The organism is Pseudobacteroides cellulosolvens ATCC 35603 = DSM 2933 (assembly GCF_001262605.1).
Lineage (GTDB): Bacteria > Bacillota > Clostridia > Acetivibrionales > DSM-2933 > Pseudobacteroides > Pseudobacteroides cellulosolvens.
In genome coordinates this window covers 6265373-6284896 of sequence record NZ_LGTC01000001.1, presented here as the reverse complement: position 1 = coordinate 6284896, position 19524 = coordinate 6265373, and the positions used below count along the sequence as shown (strand labels likewise).

21 protein-coding genes are annotated in these 19524 nt (G+C 34.9%); 13 read left to right on the top strand and 8 right to left on the bottom strand.

Annotated features, from left to right (window positions below):
- Positions 1–44: 44 nt before the first annotated feature.
- The 3 genes from Bccel_RS26035 to Bccel_RS32905 all read left to right on the top strand — a co-directional run bounded on the left by Bccel_RS26035 (position 45) and on the right by Bccel_RS32905 (position 1597).
- A complete protein-coding gene (locus Bccel_RS26035; protein WP_160317760.1) occupies positions 45–560 on the top strand; it encodes an RNA ligase family protein in 516 nt (171 codons plus the stop codon).
- A 143-nt stretch (positions 561–703) separates the two neighbouring features.
- A complete protein-coding gene (locus Bccel_RS29885; RefSeq protein WP_201781980.1) occupies positions 704–844 on the top strand; it encodes a 3'-5' exonuclease family protein in 141 nt (46 codons plus the stop codon).
- 609 nt (positions 845–1453) lie between these two features.
- Positions 1454–1597 (top strand): recombinase family protein, encoded by a 144-nt coding sequence (locus Bccel_RS32905; protein WP_322787019.1) that lies wholly within the window; start codon positions 1454–1456, stop codon positions 1595–1597.
- Between the two features lie 729 nt (positions 1598–2326).
- On the opposite strand, the gene Bccel_RS26025 is transcribed toward Bccel_RS32905, so the two are convergent.
- Together Bccel_RS26025 and Bccel_RS26020 are read right to left on the bottom strand one after the other, a co-directional pair.
- Positions 2327–3424 carry a hypothetical protein gene (locus tag Bccel_RS26025; RefSeq protein WP_036945620.1) on the bottom strand — a complete coding sequence of 366 codons (1098 nt, stop codon included), beginning with the start codon at positions 3422–3424 and terminating at the stop codon, positions 2327–2329.
- Positions 3412–3894, bottom strand: a complete 483-nt coding sequence (locus Bccel_RS26020; RefSeq protein ID WP_036945618.1) for an RNA polymerase sigma factor — start codon at positions 3892–3894, stop codon at positions 3412–3414. The genes Bccel_RS26025 and Bccel_RS26020 overlap by 13 nt, the downstream gene beginning before the upstream one ends.
- A gap of 1230 nt (positions 3895–5124) precedes the next feature.
- Here Bccel_RS26020 and Bccel_RS26015 point away from each other — a divergent pair.
- Together Bccel_RS26015 and Bccel_RS26010 are read left to right on the top strand one after the other, a co-directional pair.
- Positions 5125–7338: a DUF5050 domain-containing protein gene (locus Bccel_RS26015; protein ID WP_050753876.1), complete on the top strand. Its 2214-nt coding sequence runs from the start codon at positions 5125–5127 to the stop codon at positions 7336–7338.
- Between the two features lie 224 nt (positions 7339–7562).
- A complete protein-coding gene (locus Bccel_RS26010) occupies positions 7563–7745 on the top strand; it encodes a hypothetical protein (RefSeq protein WP_036945616.1) in 183 nt (60 codons plus the stop codon).
- Between the two features lie 542 nt (positions 7746–8287).
- Here Bccel_RS26010 and Bccel_RS26005 read toward each other — a convergent pair.
- The 3 genes from Bccel_RS26005 to Bccel_RS25995 all read right to left on the bottom strand — a co-directional run bounded on the left by Bccel_RS26005 (position 8288) and on the right by Bccel_RS25995 (position 12011).
- Positions 8288–8701 (bottom strand): hypothetical protein, encoded by a 414-nt coding sequence (locus Bccel_RS26005; protein ID WP_036945615.1) that lies wholly within the window; start codon positions 8699–8701, stop codon positions 8288–8290.
- 343 nt (positions 8702–9044) lie between these two features.
- On the bottom strand, positions 9045–11297 hold the full coding sequence (locus tag Bccel_RS26000) for a dockerin type I domain-containing protein (RefSeq protein WP_036945613.1): 2253 nt from the start codon (positions 11295–11297) through the stop codon (positions 9045–9047).
- A 390-nt stretch (positions 11298–11687) separates the two neighbouring features.
- Entirely contained in the window at positions 11688–12011 is a 324-nt protein-coding gene (locus Bccel_RS25995; protein WP_036945611.1) for a hypothetical protein, read from the bottom strand.
- A gap of 191 nt (positions 12012–12202) precedes the next feature.
- Here Bccel_RS25995 and Bccel_RS25990 point away from each other — a divergent pair, with 191 nt between their 5' ends.
- The 5 genes from Bccel_RS25990 to Bccel_RS25970 all read left to right on the top strand — a co-directional run bounded on the left by Bccel_RS25990 (position 12203) and on the right by Bccel_RS25970 (position 15798).
- Positions 12203–12601, top strand: a complete 399-nt coding sequence (locus Bccel_RS25990) for an ISAs1 family transposase (RefSeq protein ID WP_050753875.1) — start codon at positions 12203–12205, stop codon at positions 12599–12601.
- Positions 12602–12844: 243 nt separating this feature from the next.
- Positions 12845–13324, top strand: a complete 480-nt coding sequence (locus tag Bccel_RS25985; RefSeq protein ID WP_050753874.1) for a hypothetical protein — start codon at positions 12845–12847, stop codon at positions 13322–13324.
- Positions 13325–13553: 229 nt separating this feature from the next.
- Entirely contained in the window at positions 13554–14141 is a 588-nt protein-coding gene (locus Bccel_RS25980; RefSeq protein ID WP_036945934.1) for an SMI1/KNR4 family protein, read from the top strand.
- 171 nt (positions 14142–14312) lie between these two features.
- Positions 14313–15032 (top strand): hypothetical protein, encoded by a 720-nt coding sequence (locus tag Bccel_RS25975; protein ID WP_036945933.1) that lies wholly within the window; start codon positions 14313–14315, stop codon positions 15030–15032.
- Positions 15033–15159: 127 nt separating this feature from the next.
- Entirely contained in the window at positions 15160–15798 is a 639-nt protein-coding gene (locus tag Bccel_RS25970) for a hypothetical protein (RefSeq protein ID WP_036945930.1), read from the top strand.
- A gap of 370 nt (positions 15799–16168) precedes the next feature.
- Here Bccel_RS25970 and Bccel_RS25965 read toward each other — a convergent pair whose 3' ends face one another.
- The 3 genes from Bccel_RS25965 to Bccel_RS25955 all read right to left on the bottom strand — a co-directional run bounded on the left by Bccel_RS25965 (position 16169) and on the right by Bccel_RS25955 (position 18420).
- On the bottom strand, positions 16169–17071 hold the full coding sequence (locus tag Bccel_RS25965; protein WP_050753112.1) for an IS982 family transposase: 903 nt from the start codon (positions 17069–17071) through the stop codon (positions 16169–16171).
- Positions 17072–17225: 154 nt separating this feature from the next.
- Positions 17226–17762, bottom strand: a complete 537-nt coding sequence (locus Bccel_RS25960) for a hypothetical protein (RefSeq protein ID WP_036945900.1) — start codon at positions 17760–17762, stop codon at positions 17226–17228.
- Between the two features lie 91 nt (positions 17763–17853).
- Positions 17854–18420 carry an IS110 family transposase gene (locus Bccel_RS25955; protein ID WP_050753873.1) on the bottom strand — a complete coding sequence of 189 codons (567 nt, stop codon included), beginning with the start codon at positions 18418–18420 and terminating at the stop codon, positions 17854–17856.
- Positions 18421–18797: 377 nt separating this feature from the next.
- Here Bccel_RS25955 and Bccel_RS29275 point away from each other — a divergent pair, with 377 nt between their 5' ends.
- From Bccel_RS29275 to Bccel_RS25945, 3 genes are read left to right on the top strand one after another with little or no spacing between them, the layout of a single operon-like run.
- Positions 18798–18968: a SymE family type I addiction module toxin gene (locus Bccel_RS29275; protein ID WP_160317759.1), complete on the top strand. Its 171-nt coding sequence runs from the start codon at positions 18798–18800 to the stop codon at positions 18966–18968.
- 16 nt (positions 18969–18984) lie between these two features.
- A complete protein-coding gene (locus tag Bccel_RS25950; RefSeq protein WP_036945897.1) occupies positions 18985–19170 on the top strand; it encodes a hypothetical protein in 186 nt (61 codons plus the stop codon).
- Positions 19167–19511 (top strand): DUF2493 domain-containing protein, encoded by a 345-nt coding sequence (locus tag Bccel_RS25945; protein ID WP_050753872.1) that lies wholly within the window; start codon positions 19167–19169, stop codon positions 19509–19511. Before Bccel_RS25950 ends, Bccel_RS25945 begins: the two co-directional genes overlap by 4 nt.
- The last annotated feature ends 13 nt before the right edge of the window (positions 19512–19524 follow it).

The following is a 19524-nucleotide window of genomic DNA, read 5'->3' as shown; positions in this document are numbered from 1 at the left end:
AATCCCACTTCATATATAACTTAAAGATTAATTTCAAAAAATCTTTGTTTAATTTCTATTCATATCCAATATCAGAAAACAAATTTAGGGCATATCAAAAACTTCTACTATCCTTTATACCCTTGACACACATTCAGAAAAGAGAGCACATCTGTAGCAGAGAAGATAATAGTGACATGTTCTATTTTGAAGTTGGGGATGAAATCTCGAGAAAAATTGAAAACAAAGGTATTGAACAGTTAAAAGACGTAATTATATATGGAGAACTTTGCGGACCCAAAATTCAAAAGGGTGGAAACTATTTTGAAGATAGAAAATTTATTGTATTTGATATTTTTGATGTAAATACTGATAGGTTTTTTACCTGGGATGCAGTAACTCATTTTGCAAATGAACTGGAACTTGATTCGGTACCTGAAGTTACATATGATAAACCAGATTTGAAGGTTGAGAATGTAAAGGAATTTATACTTGCTCAAAAGTCAGTATATAACAAGGAATTTGGGGCAGAGGGTGTTGTTATAAGACATAGAAAAGATACTTTGCCACACAGAAGATAGATGGCAAAGATTAGAAAGAAAGATTTTAAATAATTCCAGCAATGTGGAAGAAAAGGAATTTCATTAATGATTTTATTCAATGAGATTCTTTTCTTTCGCTTGTTGTGATTGGTTTATATTGAATGTAAGAAAGGCGAAAAAAGATGAATTATATTATATTTGATTTGGAAGCTACCTACTGGGAAAAGGAAAATGGCAGGAAAAGCGAAATTATTGAAATTGGAGCTGTTAAATTAAATGATAAGTTGGAACAGACGGGAATCCATAGGGTCTATAAGAAGTAGTGTGTAAATTAATTTCTAGCAAATAACTTTTATAAAAGTATCATAATAATAGTATCTCCAAAAATGGTAGGTTTATGCAACCTATTATTTTATTTTAGGAAAAAATCCTATAAGGAATATTAGCTCTCAAAACTCTGGAAAACATGTCAGCAGTGCCTTTGCTATTTTCCAAGTCTTTATGGAAAATAAGTACCAAATCAGGCTTTTCCATCTTCATCATCTGTCTTATATAAGATGCTATTAATTATATCAACAGCTGGTAAAAAACAAAAGGATTGGAATGAAAAATCTTTGATCGCAGCTTTTACCAATTTTGAGGGAGGTTTTGATATGATAATTATTTAACATTACACGAAACAAATCCTTTGCTTAGCGAAACTACCTTGAATCTTAATAGTATTTTAAAAAGTATACCTTTTTGGTTGGTTATTCTTTTAAAATTAAGTTGCTTAAATCATATTTGAAAAACCCTTGATATTCCCATATTGCATCGTAAATAGCCTGGTAAAAAATATGTTTCATTTTTTCTTCAAAAAGGTTACAATTATATTTGTAAATATATTCAAAAAGTCAAGTACCTTTTAAAATACTTTTTAGGAGTTGTTGCTGTTGAGAAAATATGGCTATATAAGAGTGAGTGATAAAGAACAAAATGAATTAGGGCAAATACAATCGTTAAAAGAGGCGGGTGTAGATGAATCATTTATATTAATTGATAAGCAGAGTGGTAAAGATTTTGATAGGCCGCAGTAACAGTTACTAAGAAAGGTTTTAAGGGAAGGCGATCTTCTCATTATTGCTTCTATAGATAGATTAGGTAGGAACTATAAGGAAATTATTAAAGAATAGCAATTTATAACACAAGAGCTTAAGGCAGATATAAAAATACTCGATATGTCCCTTCTTGACACTACCCTTCATAAGGATTTGCTTGGGACATTTATAAGCGATTTAATACTCCAGGTACTTGCTTATGTTGCAGAACAGGAAAGAATAAATATTAAAAAGAGACAGTATTGCGGCAGCCAAAAGTAAAGGAAAACACTTGGGAAGACCTAAAACTAAAATCCCAGAAAAGTTTGAAGAAGTTTATAAAAGGTGGAAAGACCATGAGATTACTGCTAAAGCTGCAATGAAAGAACTTAATTTAAAACCAACAACATTTTATAGCATTGTCAAATCTCAACCCTGATGCATTGTGCTAATTGAATCGTGTGAGAAGAATATCACTCTGTCGCTGTATAAGCCCGGCACAACTCTCCTCCAACCGACCTTGCTCCATAGAAAATATTCAAAAAACACCTTGGAGCAAGCCAACAAAGGTATGCTCCAAGATGTTTTTGTACGTATTGAAAACTGTTTACCATGCACATTAATAGAAGCTGTGTGCTTCTTTTTCGACAAAACGGTTGGTTCTGATTTTGCTGTTGGATGTGTCACTCGCATTCTTTCCAGTATATACCTGTGCTTGGTCTTATGCCATTACTTCATCCCAAAGGTATGCGTCTCGTATCGGTTCTTATCCAAATAGCTGTATCCGCGAAGGATGACCTCACTTGGCAGTTTCTCCATTGCCTGCAGTGAAACCTTTTCAATATAGTGCATGTCATCGATTGACTCGATGCCCCCGCCTGAAGCGGCACCACTCGGAATGCGTTCGCCGTATATGTCAAGAAATTCAAACAATATACCGTCGGTCTCTGCATATTTTTCTGCATCTATGACCGTAAACTCGATTTCCGCGTAGGTGGACATAGCCGAACTCTTTAGCGTTATTTTGTCCACCCGGACACCGCCGTCTCTGAAGACAGCTGGTTCTTTGCTGGCTACGGTTCCCTGTGTTCCGGTATTTTTGAGAGTGGCGGAGAGCGTCGTATCTTTTCTTCTGTCCATATCTCTTGTGTACTTGCCGTTCTCGATGACAAAAGGAACGGCAACGCATTCAAGCTCCACATCTGTTACGTTAGAATCGCCGGTAAATCTGCTGCTTATCATACACACAAGGGTCCCGTCTTCCTCAAGCAAATAATCGATGGAGCAATTTGACCCGCTAATACCCACGGAAGTCTGCATCATTTCTTTGTTACTTTCTCGGGCATAATCAGCGATTGTGCCTGTTTTGCCGCTGAAAAGCGGCCCCAAATTCTTGGAGGGATCGTACGGATATGCGTCCGGGCCCAGAAGTAAATAGTCTGAGCCGGAGGGCACGACGTCTACGACGATATAGATGTTCTGCCCATCGAATACGGCCTCGCGTACCGTGAAAGCTGCAAATTCGGTTTGACTGCCTTTTTGAGATATATCTTTTTGTACGATGTCAGAGGCCTCGGGCAAAACCTTCACATCAGCTCTTCTTCCGCTTAGGAAATCAAGGATTCCCCATGTGTTATTAAATGCCAAAGCAGTTCCGGCACAAAGTATGCAGACAATGGCGATAACACCTGCCAGTCGAAAGTATGTTTTTTTTACAGGTTTTCTGTCCTTATTTGATTGTATATCGGTCAGGGTATGATATACATTATTGACAAAGACGTCATCAGCCTGACCGAACGCGTTCTTTAATTCTTTCATATCTCGCATGGCAATTGTACCTCCTCGGATAATAATATTTTCAGTTTCTGCCGTCCGCGCAGCATGCGCGATTTGACTGTGCCTTGAGGCCATCTTAAAATTTTTGCAATCTCACCGATTGAAAAGCCTTCAATATAGTGCAGCACAATGGGTAGACGGAGCTTTTCATCCATACTGAACAGCACATCATGCAGCTCAAAATCGGCGTCCGAAGGCGTGACTCGCTCAGGCACTTCATTCAGTAGCAATTCCCTGCCTCTTTTTCTTTGAATATTATGGCATTCGTTGATCAGAATGCGGATCACCCAAGTCTGCATATAACGCTCATCTTTGAGCTGATGGTGCTTCTTCCACACCTTGTACAAACATTCCTGAACAGCCTCGTCTCGGTCGCAGCTTTGTGATAACTGCGTATAACTGACACGATACAGTGTTTGCATCATTGCGACAATCCGCGTTGAAAACTCGTCACATGTCACTCTTTTACCCCCCTTGTTATTTTTGACCGGTCAGCTATTAGACGGCCAAGAACTGCCTTTGGTTTTCATATGTAAAGTTTTTTCTTATTTATATTCTCTTTCCTGAGAAAAACAATTTATCGCTTTATTATAATACTGATAATTATCCCATAACACATACCATAATAAAAGGCAGGTGCCAGTTTGTATAACTGAGCGGACTACTTAACTGCACAATTACTGATAAACGATTAAAAGAATCAGGATATACAATTTTCTTGGATTACTACAAAACTGTTATAGTATAAACTAGGGAACCGCCGGATGCAGAGTCGGTGGCTGAAATAATCAGCTACCTCCTATTCGATTGTTTTTTTAGTTATTTATACTCTGCCTGTACTATCACGCCCAGTAAATGGACTATACAAAAATGTATTTTTGCCTGAAAGCCTCTGATTGAGGCTAGCTAAGCCCTTCTCTTTTTTGAGGGCGGAGGGGGAATTTTTGCGTTTTTTCTCCGCGGCAGTTTTCATAAGCTGCTTTAAAGCACCTGCGAAGATTCTTAAAGTATGGCTTCGTTAGCGTTTCTAAAGAATGGGAGGCAAAAGACCCGGGATTCACTTTAAGCCCTATTTTACCATGTTTATTGATAACACCGGTAATACAGAATATATACTTGGATGTTCTCCACTGCATAGTAATGCCTTTGGCAAATTGCAGCTATTCGGTCAATAGTATTTTGATAAAAGTCTTGATTATATTCCAAACCTGAAGAAGTTTAATATTTTCCTCCAGTTTGTAATGGTCTTTTGTTCTTTTTCATATTGCTCATGCCAGGGGCTAGTGAGAAATAATTATTGTATTGCAACTTGAGTGGAACAAACTGCTATAGAGGTGAAATGCTTGCTCTAATATACGGCATTCGTAGCGATCACTAACTTTTCGTTTGTGATGTTGCAGATATAGCGTTTAGAGTTGTTGCATGTCACTTTTTATTCCTATGCATATGATATCATTTTTTCATAGTGGACGTCTTTCAGCACACTCCAACATTCTACTATTTATAAAATAAATATTGACCGATATAACCTATGTAAGTTTGCTCACGGGGGTATTGGAGCATAAAAATGTGACAATAAAAAATTTAATGAACGAGCTCAGATACTTAAAGCAAAGTTTAAGAAATTTTGATAAAATTTCACAGATCATATCCTCGTTTGCATTAAAATTATTTGCAAAAGGAGATTAAGTATGTTCAAAAAAAGCAACAAATTCATTGTATCTATTCTTTTATTAACAATGTTTACAGCACTTATTCTTTCAACCTCTGCTTTTGCTGTCTCATATGAGGGTACAACAACCGATGGGTTTATGTGGGTAGAGTCAATTCCACTTACCGGTCCCGCTTCTTGTACTATTATTGGGTATAACGGAAACGGTGGAGATATAACAATTCCAAGCCAAATAAATAATGTTCCGGTTAAATTTATTTCCAATAATAATGTTTTTTCAAACTGTAAAAGTATTACAAGTGTTATTATACCATCCAGTGTTGTGAACATTGGCGATAGTGCTTTTTCAGGATGCACAAATCTTACAAAAGTCACTATGCAAAACGGCATTAAAAGCATTGGTGATTATGCTTTTTCAGATTGTACCAATTTATCTGAAATGAATCTACCGGACAGTGTCATTAATATCGGTTGTTATGCATTTAAGGGTACCAAATGGCTTGAAAATTACAAAAGTGATTTTATCGTTATGAATAATGTGTTATTATCCTATGTAGGTTCAGCATTAAACTCAAGCGTAACAGTTCCTGACGGAATTACATCTATTGGATATAGCGCATTTAAGAATCGTACAGATCTTAAAACCATCACCATACCAAACAGCGTCAAAAGCGTTGAAGATTTTGCGTTCAGTGGTTGTACTAATCTTACAAATATAACTGTTCCAGACAGTGTGACTAACATTGCCAGTTATGCTTTTCAAGACTGTAAAAACCTTGCAATCATAAGTATTCCAAACAGTGTGAATAGCATTGGTAACTCTGCGTTTGCAAATGATAAAAATCTCGTAATTTATGGCACAGCAGGTTCGACTGCCGAACAGTTCGCTAAAACGAATGGGATTTTATTTGTAGCTGGCACTGCCCCGGTTTCACCAAAGCCAATCACTGTAAATGTAAATAACAAACCGGTAACTTTCGACCAACCACCAATTATCCAGGACGGCAGAACACTCGTTCCTATCAGAGCGATAAGTGACGCACTTGGAGCGACAACTACCTGGGACAGTGCGACAAGAACAATTACCGAGAAAAAAGGCGGCATAACTTGCGTCATGCACTTAGGCGATAAAAAGTATACCGTAAATGGCGAGACAAAAACAATGGACGTACCCGCGCAGTCTATCGGCGGCAGAACGCTTGTTCCGGCAAGAGTTATAGCCGAAGTTTTTGGAGCAGATGTGCAGTGGGACGTAGCGACTCGCACAGTAACCATTGCTCTGGACGCCGCCTCTGATCCTGTTTCACCAACTGTCAACACCGTAGGCAATACATCTGGCAATCTTGCAAACGTTGGATTAGTTGCACAACAAGGCGACTGGATATATTATGTAAGTTTTAACGGTAAAGATTATACTCTCAATAAAATGAAAACAGATGGTAGCGGAAAGAAAACGCTACTTTACGGAAACATTTTCTATGTAAGCGTTGTTGGCGATTGGATATATTATAGCTGTGGTTATCGAACTGACGGCTCAGGCTCTATCGGCAGAGTAAAAACAGATGGCAGCGGCAATCAAACATTACGTAGTGACACCGGATATGTCAGATGCCGCGGATTCAATGTTGTTGGCGATTGGATATATTACATCTCGGATGAACGTCCTGGTTATGATAGAATTATGAAAATGAAAACAGATGGTAGTGAACAGAAAGAGATATTTAAAACAGCATATGACAATATTTACACCATCAACGTTGTCGGAGATTGGATATATTTCTCTTATTATACTGGCAACTACCCTTATTATAAATACATAAGTAAAGTGAAAACAGATGGTTCTGATAAACCTCAATTTGTTGCCGAAAATACCAGTTACGCTTTCAACGTTGTTGGAGACTGGGTATACTATAGCTCGTATTCCTCTACGGACGAAATATTTACTCTTCATAAAATAAAAACTGATGGAACCAGCCATCTTAATGTAACCACTGACCAGCTTAATTGCTACGAAGCCAATTGTGGCTTCAATGTTGTTGGAGATTTCATATACTACGGTAACGCCAATGGTCTCTACAAAATAAAAACAGATGGTAGTGGCAAACTCAAGTTGGCTAGTGGAAACTTTGGCTATATTAATATTGTTGGAAACTGGATATATTACCTTAATTATAAAAACGCTGATGTTCTTTATAAAATAAAAATAGACGGAACTGGTAACATAAAGGTTTAATCTTGTTTTATTCCTAATTTTCTTCTAAAGAAAGCCATTGATTATATGTAAGCGTCTAATATCCAATCACATTGACAGATATTAGACGCTTTTCTTTACATAACAGTTTTGTGGGAGATTGTCCCAAGGTAAGATTGTTTCGAGGATTGGAATAATCAGAAGATAACAGCATTGATTGGTTGACATAAAATATATTTGTAAAAATGAAAAAAGTGATGGTATAAATGAAAGAAAAAAGAAAGGATATACCATCACCCATGATCAAAACGATTATACAAGTTTTTAGAGAGCACTTCAATAAGAAAAATAAGGATGAAAATATAAGTGCAATAGAACAGTTGGAGGAGTTGAAAATAGCATTAGAAAATGTTATTCAAGAAGACGCCAAGGAAGATGCAGAAACCTAGAACAAGAAAAGTAAAACGCTTAAGGTATCATTAAAGCAAAAAGAGAAACTTGAAAAACAGGCAAATGGCAGATGTGTAGCACTCCATCTTAAGCAAAGAAGAAAAATAATTCTTGAATTAACGCAAACAGCAAATATCTCTTATGTATCAGATATTCTGTGTGACAGTAGACCAACAGTTATACTCTGGGGAAATCGGCGGCTCGAAAATGAGGCAGAATTGAAGCGGATTGAGAAAACTGAACCATGGAGTCTGAAAAGGACTATGATTACTCTATTGAATGACTCCTGCAGCAATATTATACTTGTATTCTGAGAGACTGAAAGTTCGGTAAACAATTGGCTTTGCACCCCTGATATTCTCTGCTGGTTTGCAACAAAAAACACTCCTTAAATATAAAACTTAAGCATTGAAATTTCAATTTTTAAAACCATTTGACACACATTAGGGTTCAAGGATTTTATTTATAATGCCTTTCTTTTTGTAAAGTATCCCAACTCTTGAATCCAGTTTTATCGCTAGGGCTTGCTAGTAAATTTATTTTATGGAGATATTAGTTCAAGCTTGCATTCACCATCATGATCATAGCAATATAGAAGTAGTTTTTTACCTGATAAAAATTCAATGGTCAGTAGTATACTGGAATCTCCTAACATTTTATTACCTAATTCAACTTTTGCAATGGCAATTATTTCATTATCTATCCAATCATAATCAATACAAACTACATCCTCATCGAGATCTTTGCTGGATAAATCCTTTTTATAATGATTTATTCCACAGTAACAACCATCAATAAATATTCTATACCAATCTGAATTACTATTTGTACCAATCCAAATAAAGATTACTTCGTCATTATTTTCTGGAGCCAATATAGCTTTAAGTTTACTAACTTTTAGGCCTGCTATCTCCGGCACAAAACCTTCATAATCCTGAAAAATTTTATCAAACATTGTATACCTCTAAAATCAATAATATCGTTTTTTACAACAAAAGTTTATCACATATTGCACCTCTGATATTCCTTAATGGCTTTCCATATAACCGTGTTTTCTCACTTGATGACCCCAAATACCAGTTTATCTCTTACATATCATCAATTATACTAATATTGGGATTTGCGACTCTATAGAGAACTTAGGCAATCATCTGATTACAGTTAATGACAAATGTATTTAGATTTCTTGAAACAGATATGAGCTCTTCAGCTTTACCATGTGCAATGCTTCGTTTTGCAATACAATTGGCATAATACACGTTACTAGGAGTAAGTTCTGCTAATTGATTATTTGAGTTCTACCAGTCAACTGCTGCTTGTGATACATCAGTTTTTTCTATATCTTCCTTATAACTTTCGCTGCTTTTACCAAAATTTTTTGCCACAATCATAATATCAATAATATTAATACAATCATCCCCATTTATATCGCATTTAGGTTTATAATTTTCATTAGCTGAAGTAGTATTAAAGCCTTCTGCAGTTTCTAATATATCAGCTATGTTTATTAAGCCATTCTGATCTATATCGCCAGCAAACATAATAATTGGGGAATCAACTGAACCTATAGTCATATTTGAGCTATCAATAGCAACATTTTTTATTTCTCGACATAAATAGCCCTGCTTGCTTATTCGAATTGTATAACCACTAGAATTTTCAGGTAAATCAAGTATTTGGAATGTTCCATCAGAATTGCTGACAGTACTTATATCTGTATCTATAATTTCAACTTTAAAACCTTCTTTTATAGGAGATTGTTTAGAAAGTTCAGAAATATCAGGGCTTATAAAACCGGATAATACATTGCCATGATTTTTTATACCTGGTATTAAAAATTTATTAAATCCAACGCCATAAATTGTACCATCTTCTTTTACTACTACTGTGTGCCCATATCCTGCTGCAAATGTTTTTACATTCACTATTTCAGGTGGGATTTTGCATTCTCCATACACATTCCATCCCCAAGCAATTATAGTACCATCTTCTTTCAAAGCTACTACATGCCACTCCCCAATAGCAATAGACTTTACGCTTGTTAAACCTTCAGGGATATTACATTGACCTTTATCATTCCTTCCCCAAGCTATAACTGTTCCACCTTCTTCTATTGCAACTGTAAGTTCTCTACCTGCTGAAATCCCTTTTATATGTGTTAATCCAACAGGGATATTACACTGACCATAATCATTTCTACCCCAAGCAACAAGTGTGCCGTCTTCTTTAATTGCTACCGAATGTCCTCCGCCTGCAGCGATCCCTTTTATATGTTTTAATCCAGCAGGGATATTACACTGACCATAATCATTTCTGCCCCAAGCAATAACTGTACCATCTTCTTTTAATGCTAATGAATGATCATACCCTACAGAAATAGATTTTACATTTATTAAACCTGCAGGTATATTGCACTGATTATAATCATTCTTACCCCAAGCAACAAGTGTGCTGTCTTCTTTTAACGCTACTGTAAAATCATACCCTGCAGCAATAGATTTAACGGAAGTCAATCCTGTTGGTACATTACATTGACCATAATAGTTACTACCCCAGGCTATAACGGTACCATTTGCATTTAGAACTGCAACATGTCCATCCCCAGCATCAATTTCTTTTATATCTGTTAAATCTGAAGTAATTATGCTTAGACCGTAGCCATTGTTTCCCCAAGTAACAAGTGTGCCATCTTCTTTTAATGATAATGAATGATAATCCCCGGCAGCAATAGACTTGACATTTGTTAATCCTTCAGGGATATTACACTCACCATCACTATTATACCCCCAAGCGACAAGTGTGCCGTCTTCTTTCAATGCTAATGAATGATGTTCCCCAGCAGCAATAGCTTTTACGTTTGTTAATCCTAATGGAACATTGCACTGCCCCCAATTGTTTGCTCCCCAAGCGACAACTGTTCCATCTTCTCTTAATGCTAATGAATGAAATCCCCCTTCAGCAATGGCTCGTACATTTGCCAAGCCTGAAGGAATATTATTTTCGCCATTTAAGTTGGAACCAAATATTACAACTGTCCCATCTTCCTTTAAGGCTAATATATGTCCTAATCCTGCAGCAATAGCTTTTACATTTACTAATCCTAAACTACTATCTACACTTCTATCTACACTTCTGCCCCAATATGATATAGTATTGTCTTCTTCTAATGCTACAGTAAATCTATATCCAGCAGCAATAGCTTTCACATTTACTAATCCTTCTGGGATATTGCATTGTCCAAAATCGTTATTTCCCCAAGCGACAACTGTTCCATCTTCTTTCAATGCTACAGTATGATCTCCTCCGCCAGCTATTGCTTTCACATTTGCTAATCCTGTGGGGATATTACACTGACCAAAAATGTTTTTTCCCCATGCGATAACTGTGCCGTCTTCTTTTAATGCTACTGTATGCTCTCCTCCAGCAGCAATAGCTTTAAATTTGACTTTAGCAGTGTTTAGATTATAAGTATCTTGTGCAAAGCTTTTATATGGTATCTGAGTAAAAATAAATAAGGAAAATAAGAGAAATAATAAACTTCTGTTTTTCAATTAAACTCCCCCTAAAATTTGATAACCTTAGATAATCAATATAAATTAAATAAACTAAATTCAACTATTAATTATTAATCTTATTATACTCTAATTTCATCGAACTTTTAATAACATAATGTATTTTATGAAACTTTTCATTATTGACTTACCCAACACAAGTGCTAAATTATATCCAGATACAGGGTCAAGGAAGCCTTTCTAAACAATGAAAGCGATTTTAAAATTCTTTTTTCACAAGGTTCAATTCCTCAAAAAGTTTCCGTTTTATTAAAGTTAATGTCAACAATTAAAACCATCACTCATACTTATTAATTCATCCCGTTCAGAAGAACATTTACAACATCATATTTCATTTGAATTAAGACAAAAAACATCTATATTTTTAACTCAGCAATTATTTTCATAACACCCAACTAATTCGCTAAATTTTGACGAAATTGAAGCTAAATACATAAAATATTTATCTGGATATCTTAACTTTTTATGACTAACATCAGCTTCAAAGTCTTGATATAAATCCCATAATAATGCTATCAATTTTTTTGAGATGTAGTTTTCATTTTTTGTAGCAACTATTAATTTATCCATATAGAATAGTAATTTTTTAACTTTTTCATGATTTAGCGGTTCTCCTAAACGAAGCGGAATACTAATATCTGGTCTTATATCCTTGATCTGCTCATATAACAATTGAATTTCTTTGTTAATCATTGAATATCCCTCCGAATCACATTCTTCACAAATATAAATCTGTATGTTTTTACCTGCTATATCCGCTTTACAAACAAGCACGGTAAAAGTATGAATGAACATTTTGCCATGGGATAATTTACAGCTAAACCCTACAATACAGATGTAGTAAGCTATTGTTCATAGAGAATAATATAAGTGAGGTTAATACTATGAACAGGAAGCAATTATATATGGGAAGTTTTTTTGATCACTTTATGATAATATATGATCCCAGACAAGATGGGAAAGTTCAGCATAAATTAATGGATATTTTGTTCATTGCTGTAGCAGCAACAGTATGTAGGTGTGATGAGTGGGCTGAAATGGAAGATTGGGCAATTGCAAAAGAGGAATGGCTGAGGCAATATATAGAGTTGCCAAATGGAATCCCCTCTTGGTATACGATAGAGCGGGTACTCGATGTTATTGACCCTAAACAGTTTGAGAAGTGTTTTAGTGAGTGGATGAAGGAAATTACTCAAATTGATAAGGGTACTGTAGTCGCGATTGATGGTAAGACAATGAGAGGGACTGCAGAGAAAAGCTCTGGAAAGAAATTGACCTTGTAAGTGATTTTTAGACGGAATATCTAAGAAGTTATTAAATTTGGAAGTTAAATAATTTAAGACAAATTAATGTAAAATGATTATAATGTATATTAGACAAGTAATCGGTTGATTTTTTATGGCACGTAAAAAACATATTATGTATAAACGGCATTGGTCGGAAATACAGTGCTCTCTGAAATGCGTCAGTGATGTCTGGGTAACATTATGGAGTATTTTAAAAATTGATTGACTGAGGTGGCAATAATGAAAAGAATTAATATTGATATCAATTTAGTTATAACTATAGCAAATGTAGGTATTTCATTGTTGTTGCTTCTATTTATAATTATAGGTTTGTTTAGTTTTAGTAGTTTAAGTTGGGGAATAAATGTTTTAATTATAATTGTACTATTATTTCCATTGGCATTTTTTTGTCATAGAATTGCTCCAAGATTTGTTTGCCAAATTATATACTTAATTGAATCAATTTCTAAAACATTAGATTCAAAAGGTAATGCCGACAATGACATTAAGATTGACCCAATTGAAAAGGATCCCAGGTATAAGGATATTATAGAAAAAGCTGGACTTGAGGCTGAAAAGGTATTATCTGATCAAGGTATTATAAAAACAATGGGATATTGTCACAGATATTGGAGATTGAAAAAACAAATTTTAAAAAGAGTTTACAACGTTGATTGGAAGACACCCGCAGAACTTAATCCAAACAGAAAGTTTGATTAAAAAATTGCAAGCTAAGCGAAAACTAAGAAAGTGCAAACTTCCAAGATATTTTAAGAATGGCTCCGCTACATCCTCTCATGGGCACGGTTTTGCACTGACGAGGGTCATCCTCATAGGACCGTTCGAGGACGTCGAAGACAGGAGACGTTAGGTGAAAGACCATGCAAGTTTTAAGTAAGGCTTTGGAGCAGTTTAATTTATTTACTAGATTCTTTTGTGGGGTACAATAATGAATAATAGTTTTAATTTTCCAAAGGTTTTTTTAGATATGGATAGATTGGGTTGGACACAGAATTGTGAAGAATATGTCTGGTTTGATGATATGGAGTGGTATTCGATAGATGAGATTGTGAATTGGCGTCCAGAAGAACGGATAGTCAGTTCTCCGTTAATTGTTCCTTTTGCTCATACTGGAGGTGGAGATGATTGGGGATGGTATATTGAAGATATAAATAATCCAATTGTTGTTCTTTGTTATCATGATGATACTATAGCAAAAGTGTATGCAAAAAATTTTGAGGAAGCTTTATTTAGGCATATTTTGGAATATGTATCTGAATCAAATATTGATTGTATTGATGAAGCGAAAGAACACATATTAAATTGGAAGAATGCATTTGGTAGACATTTCAAAACTGAATGGAATAATGAAATTGAAAATATATTATCATTAGAATTAAAACAATATAAAGAAATACGTTTTAAAGTTAATTATACATATAACGTTCTTTTGACACCTCAAGAAGTTGAATTATTAATACAAAAATATATATTTTTTGACAAAATGGATAGTGAAGTTGTCTGGGATATAGGGTAATTATGATAGGCTTCGCGGAGCATGGACCGTTCGAGGACGTTGGAGACGGGCGACGTTATTCGAAATACACCAATATACCGCACACTCTTGTTCGGATTGTTTAAGAAGGGCTATGTGAGAATTAATATATTGTGAGAAGTGAATAGAGGTCTATTGAAAAGAGGTTTTATATTGAAGATTAAAAATATTTTATCTTTTAAAATTAATGGAGCTATACTTCTAGGGATATTCCTAATAATTTGGGGGCCATTAGTAATATGTTTGGATTATAATTATAATTATTTGGATTATATATATGTAGATTATCCCACATATTTTGAATACTTTAGATCAACAGCAGTTCTTTTGGCTAGCTTATTATGTATTCCTATGATTTTGGGAATTCTCTTAATTGTATATAATAAAACAAAATGGGTTAGAGAAATTTTTATGACACTTTGTATTGTTTTATTAATTATTTCTTCTTCTATATTGATGATAAAGCAAACTGGTCTTGGTCCAGGTTTTGGAGATATGAAGTATGCTAAGAAACATCTAGATGAAAGTAACTCGGAAAAAATTTCTATGGCTATTATGATGTTCATTGCTGACTCGGATTGTAATGAATTAAATGATTTATATGATTCTTCAAATAAAAATAAGTTGAATATAAAACAGGAAGATCAAGATTCTGTAAAGGTAATAATTGAAGCATTACAGGACAAGATTTTTTATAAAAATGTATCATTTGGTCCCTATTTAGAAAAAAGTCTATATGGTAGAAGTGGATATGCGGCATGGAAACCACGTTCGACTAAAAATGCCGTAGGGTACAGAATTGAAATATCCGGTGATAATGTTAAATGTATTCCTGCGTTAAAAGAATCTGAGGCAGTAATTATCATTAAGTAGATTTTTAGAGAACCATACGTGGTGTTCTCTGAACAAGAGTCATCCCAACCACTTCGATTCATCGACGTTTCAAATGGCAAACGTTTGTTATATAAAATCGCGTGCAAGGCTTTGGAGGTTGTTTCTTATGGGTTTTAGCTTAATGGTTAAATATGATGAAATTCCTGATAACATAATAGACATTTGGAAGAATGAATTTAACAGAATTGGATTTATCGTTGAATTTGATAAGGATTTTTCGTTTGATACTTGGGAAGGTGGATTACTGCCAATGGTTCTTATTCCAATTAGTGAGGAGTATGTACAAAGATTTGGACAGGACCAAGTACCTGGAGGTTTCCAAATGGATATTTATGAAAAGGAAATATGGACAAATTCTCCTATGATGCGTAGTGTGTTTGAGTTTTTCTGCCAATGTATTGGAACAGCAACTTTAGCAAACGCATTGGATGGACTATATTGTGATGGCCAAAATGGTATTGAATGTAAGGGGAAAGAAGCAATAAGTTCCGCATTGAATGAAATAAAGAAGTATGAATTATTTCATAATGAATTGGTTAAAAATGACAGTGAAAATAAAGTGAAAAATATTAATGACTATAATGCTGAAATAAATATGTATGTCAACAATAAGCTTGTTTCTCCCTACTGTAACGAAAAATCAAATAGTATTAGATTTATAGACAGGAGCCCACATAGAAAATCAGGTTTTATTTGCAGAAGTTGTGGAAGATCATTTGGAGTAGATGAAATAAAGATGGTATAAGTATTGGGAACGGACCGTCTCTAGCGTTGAGGAGTACATAACAATGCATGGAGTAAAGGCGTGAGGTTAGAAGGTCATCGAGTACGTTCTCTGGATACTGGATAAGTAGCATGCAGCATGTCGCAGCTAGTTTAATTGTTGGATTTATTAGGGGCAAATCTTTAAAGCAGATTGAGGTATATAATGGTTGATAGAATAATTACTGATAGATTGATTTTAAGAAATTATCAGGAAACTGATATCCAAAATATTCTTAAATTAACGTGAGTTCGATATAACAAGTGCCATAATTAACCATATCTATAGATTATAATTAAGTAAGGCTTTAGTATCTTGAAATTTAGAGCCTTTTTTATTATGAAAAGCAGCCTTAAAGTGTGGCAACAAGAACGCTTTTACTAAACTTTAAGCTTGGTTTATTCGGTAAGAAGCTATAAGCAGCAATACCAGCTACGACATTAGTTAAAAAGTTTGTAAAGCTTCTATGCCTAGTATGTTCAATCTGGCAAGTATTTTTCAGAAAATCATTTATTGTCTCAATAAGAGCTCTCTTTCTGAGAAGAAGCTTTTCTTCTATATCAATTAGCTTATTTTTCATGTTCTTTTTTAACTTGGTTATTAGTTTTATCCCTCGGTTATACAACTTTTTAAATAAAGGCTGTGATAAATAACCCTTATCTCCAAAAAGTTTTCCAAACAGGTCTTTTGTAAGTATATCTATTACCTTTGAGTCTCTATCATCTATATCACCCGGTGTTAAAAAGAATGATAAAATTTCTCCTATTTCATTTACTACAATGTGCAGCTTAAACCCATAGAACCAACCTGTAGAAGATTTACCTCTCTGAGCAATCTCTTTAAAAACTTTGTGAGAGTGAATTCTTCTGTTATCACAAACATCTAATGTCGTAGAGTCAATAAAGGAAATTCCTGTTGTCTTGCCTAGTCTATATTTTTGTGTGTATAATATTAATGGAATTAGTGCTTGTTGCATTAACTCTACAAACCTTGTATAACTTACAAGGCTCGGAAAGTACCCATTTAATCTTTTACAGACAAATTCTTTATAATAATGCTTAAAGTTTCTATAACTCGAATGATGAAAATATATTGTTATTGTCATTACTTCACTTAATGTCATCATTCTTGAAATGTTAAAGAGGTTAGGTTCCTGCAGTCTATTATCAGTAACCAAATGATGCTTTAAATAGTTGTCGAGCCTAATGCAAAAATCATCAGTATCGCAGAAAATTTTAATAAGTAAATCTTCCATGAAGCTCCATCCCCTCTGTTAAATTTGTTGCCAACATTGATTATACAGATTTGGACAGGAGCTTCATTTTTCATTTCTGTTTCATTCTTATTACAATCATATTATCGAACTCACGTTAATTAGGTAATATGTACTCTGTTATGGTGCTATATATTTATTGATTTTTATAAGGTCCTTCTAATTCCATTCCATCCTTATCTAGAGAATATGTGCTATATCCAATGTTTTCTCCTGTTTCAGCATCATAATAAGTAATAAGTATTGCATTTTTTACATTTCCACGCATGGTTATTATTCCTTTAGGGTAATGTTTTTTACTGACCCAAACCATACGATCAGGAGAAATATTATTTTGTGTTCCAAACTCTGGGTACTTTTCAACAAATTCTTCATAGGGCAATAATTCGTTTTTTAAAATTTTTATATTAGCTTTTTGAATATCTGAGGCACTTGGATATCCTTCCATTTGTTCAATTGATTTTAAATCCTTAGAATCTCTATTACCCTTTTTAACGACATACTGTAGCGTTTCAGAGTTTATTGCTTCTTTTGATGCTTCATAATTGGGGTTGTCTATGTTTTTATCTTGATAATTTGATTTTTTGCCAGCAGATGATGCAACATTCATAAAAGTTAAGCCTACAAATAATATTGTTAAAATGCATAATAACAAGGCTCTATTCGTTTTCATTATAAAACCCTCCGTTTCGGTATAAGATAAACTTTATCTCACGATAGCATATATAAAAGCCCTGTAAAAAACAAGGCTCATATATATACTATCATGCATTTTCTGTTTTGGAAATGGTTGGTTTTATATACTCCCTTTGGTGAATCATCATTGAATAGATAACCTTTGCAATCTGCCGCATTACTGCGATTAAAGCCTGGCGTTTTGTTTTTCCCTGTGATATCTTCTTATTATAATATTCCAGAAAGGTTTCATTTATAGGGCTTTTCTTATCCCTACCCCTGCAAATATTCCTTGATGCAATATCTCTAAATATCTCATACAATCGCCTGTTTCCCTGCTTATTCCTAAAGTTCTTGTCCTTGTCACCTGATGAACAGGCCACCGGACTTATTCCGCTATACCTACACATTTTATCGCTACTTGAAAACCTTCTGATATCACCTATCTCACTAATCAGCATTGCAGCAGTTATTGTATTAATTCCAGGCATTGTCTCAAGCCTGTAGGGAAATTGCTTCATATGCTTTTTTATCTCAGCCTCGATTACTTCCAGTTCCTCATTACAGTGCTTAATTTCCTTTATACAATGAGACACAATAAAGTCCCTTGTTTCCTGGTATTCCGTTGATGTATCGCCGTCTTTTGCAACAAGCATCAATATCCTTTCTGCATGTTCAATTCCAAAAAATCCGCTGCTATGTATAGAAAGAAATTCCGCTAATTCCTCTTTGGTAATGCCTTTAAGCTTTGTAGCAGCTTTTTAGGTCTATAAAGGTGCTCCATCGATTCATAAAAGTACAGCTCTGTAAGCCTAACAAAAAAAGGGCGGTTTTTCTATGGTCTTACTCCTTCAGCAGCTTCAGAGGGACTCCAAAGGACAACTTTAGATAGTTTCTGTCAAACCTATACAATAAAAAACTTTTTCTCTTTAAATTCCTTGACAATAGCATGGTATAGCGGTAGTCTTTGCATCGGCTTATGCAGGATATACAGATTCATAGGCTAGTAAGTGTTTTATGGAGGTGCATTTTTATGGTAGCTTTATCATCTATCAGATCACATTGGTTGGATGATGCTCCAGCTGTCACAGTATCAGCAGATTGGCTGCGGGATTTCGGCTTTGAGGTTGGCTGCAAAGTGGTCATTGAGGTTTCACAGGGTGTCATTACTATAAAGAAGATTCACAGTGAGGATGAGATATGAGGGGTTTTGAGGGGTTTTGAGAGGTTTTTACAGAGGGCTGCCAGGGATTATGGCAGCTCCGTTTACCAGTTCCGGTTGGTATTTTACATACTACATATTTTCAAAGAGCGTTGATATAGCTCTATTGTGGCTTCCGACTTTAGTGCAAAGGCTTGTATTTACTACAGGCTTTTTCAGTAAAATTAGAGGTTTTATATTATGAAGGTTTTGATAGCTGGAAGCCGTTATTATAGGGATTATCAGAAGATTTTAGCCGTTGTCAAAAGTCTTGATATTGATTTGCTTATTGCTGGAGGGTGCCGCGGGGCTGATACTCTTGGTGTTCGTGCTGCCCGTCAGTGCGGTATCAGATATGTAGAGTATCCGGCAGACTGGCAAAGGTTTGGAAAAAGTGCAGGACCCATAAGAAATGCACAGATGCTTAAGATGGAAAAGCCGGATTTGGTTTTGGTATTTCATGAAGATTTGACAAAAAGCAAAGGGACACGTGACATGATCATCAGTGCTTCACTTGCTGGTATTTCTTACAGGATTTTTACTTAAATTGACTTTATGT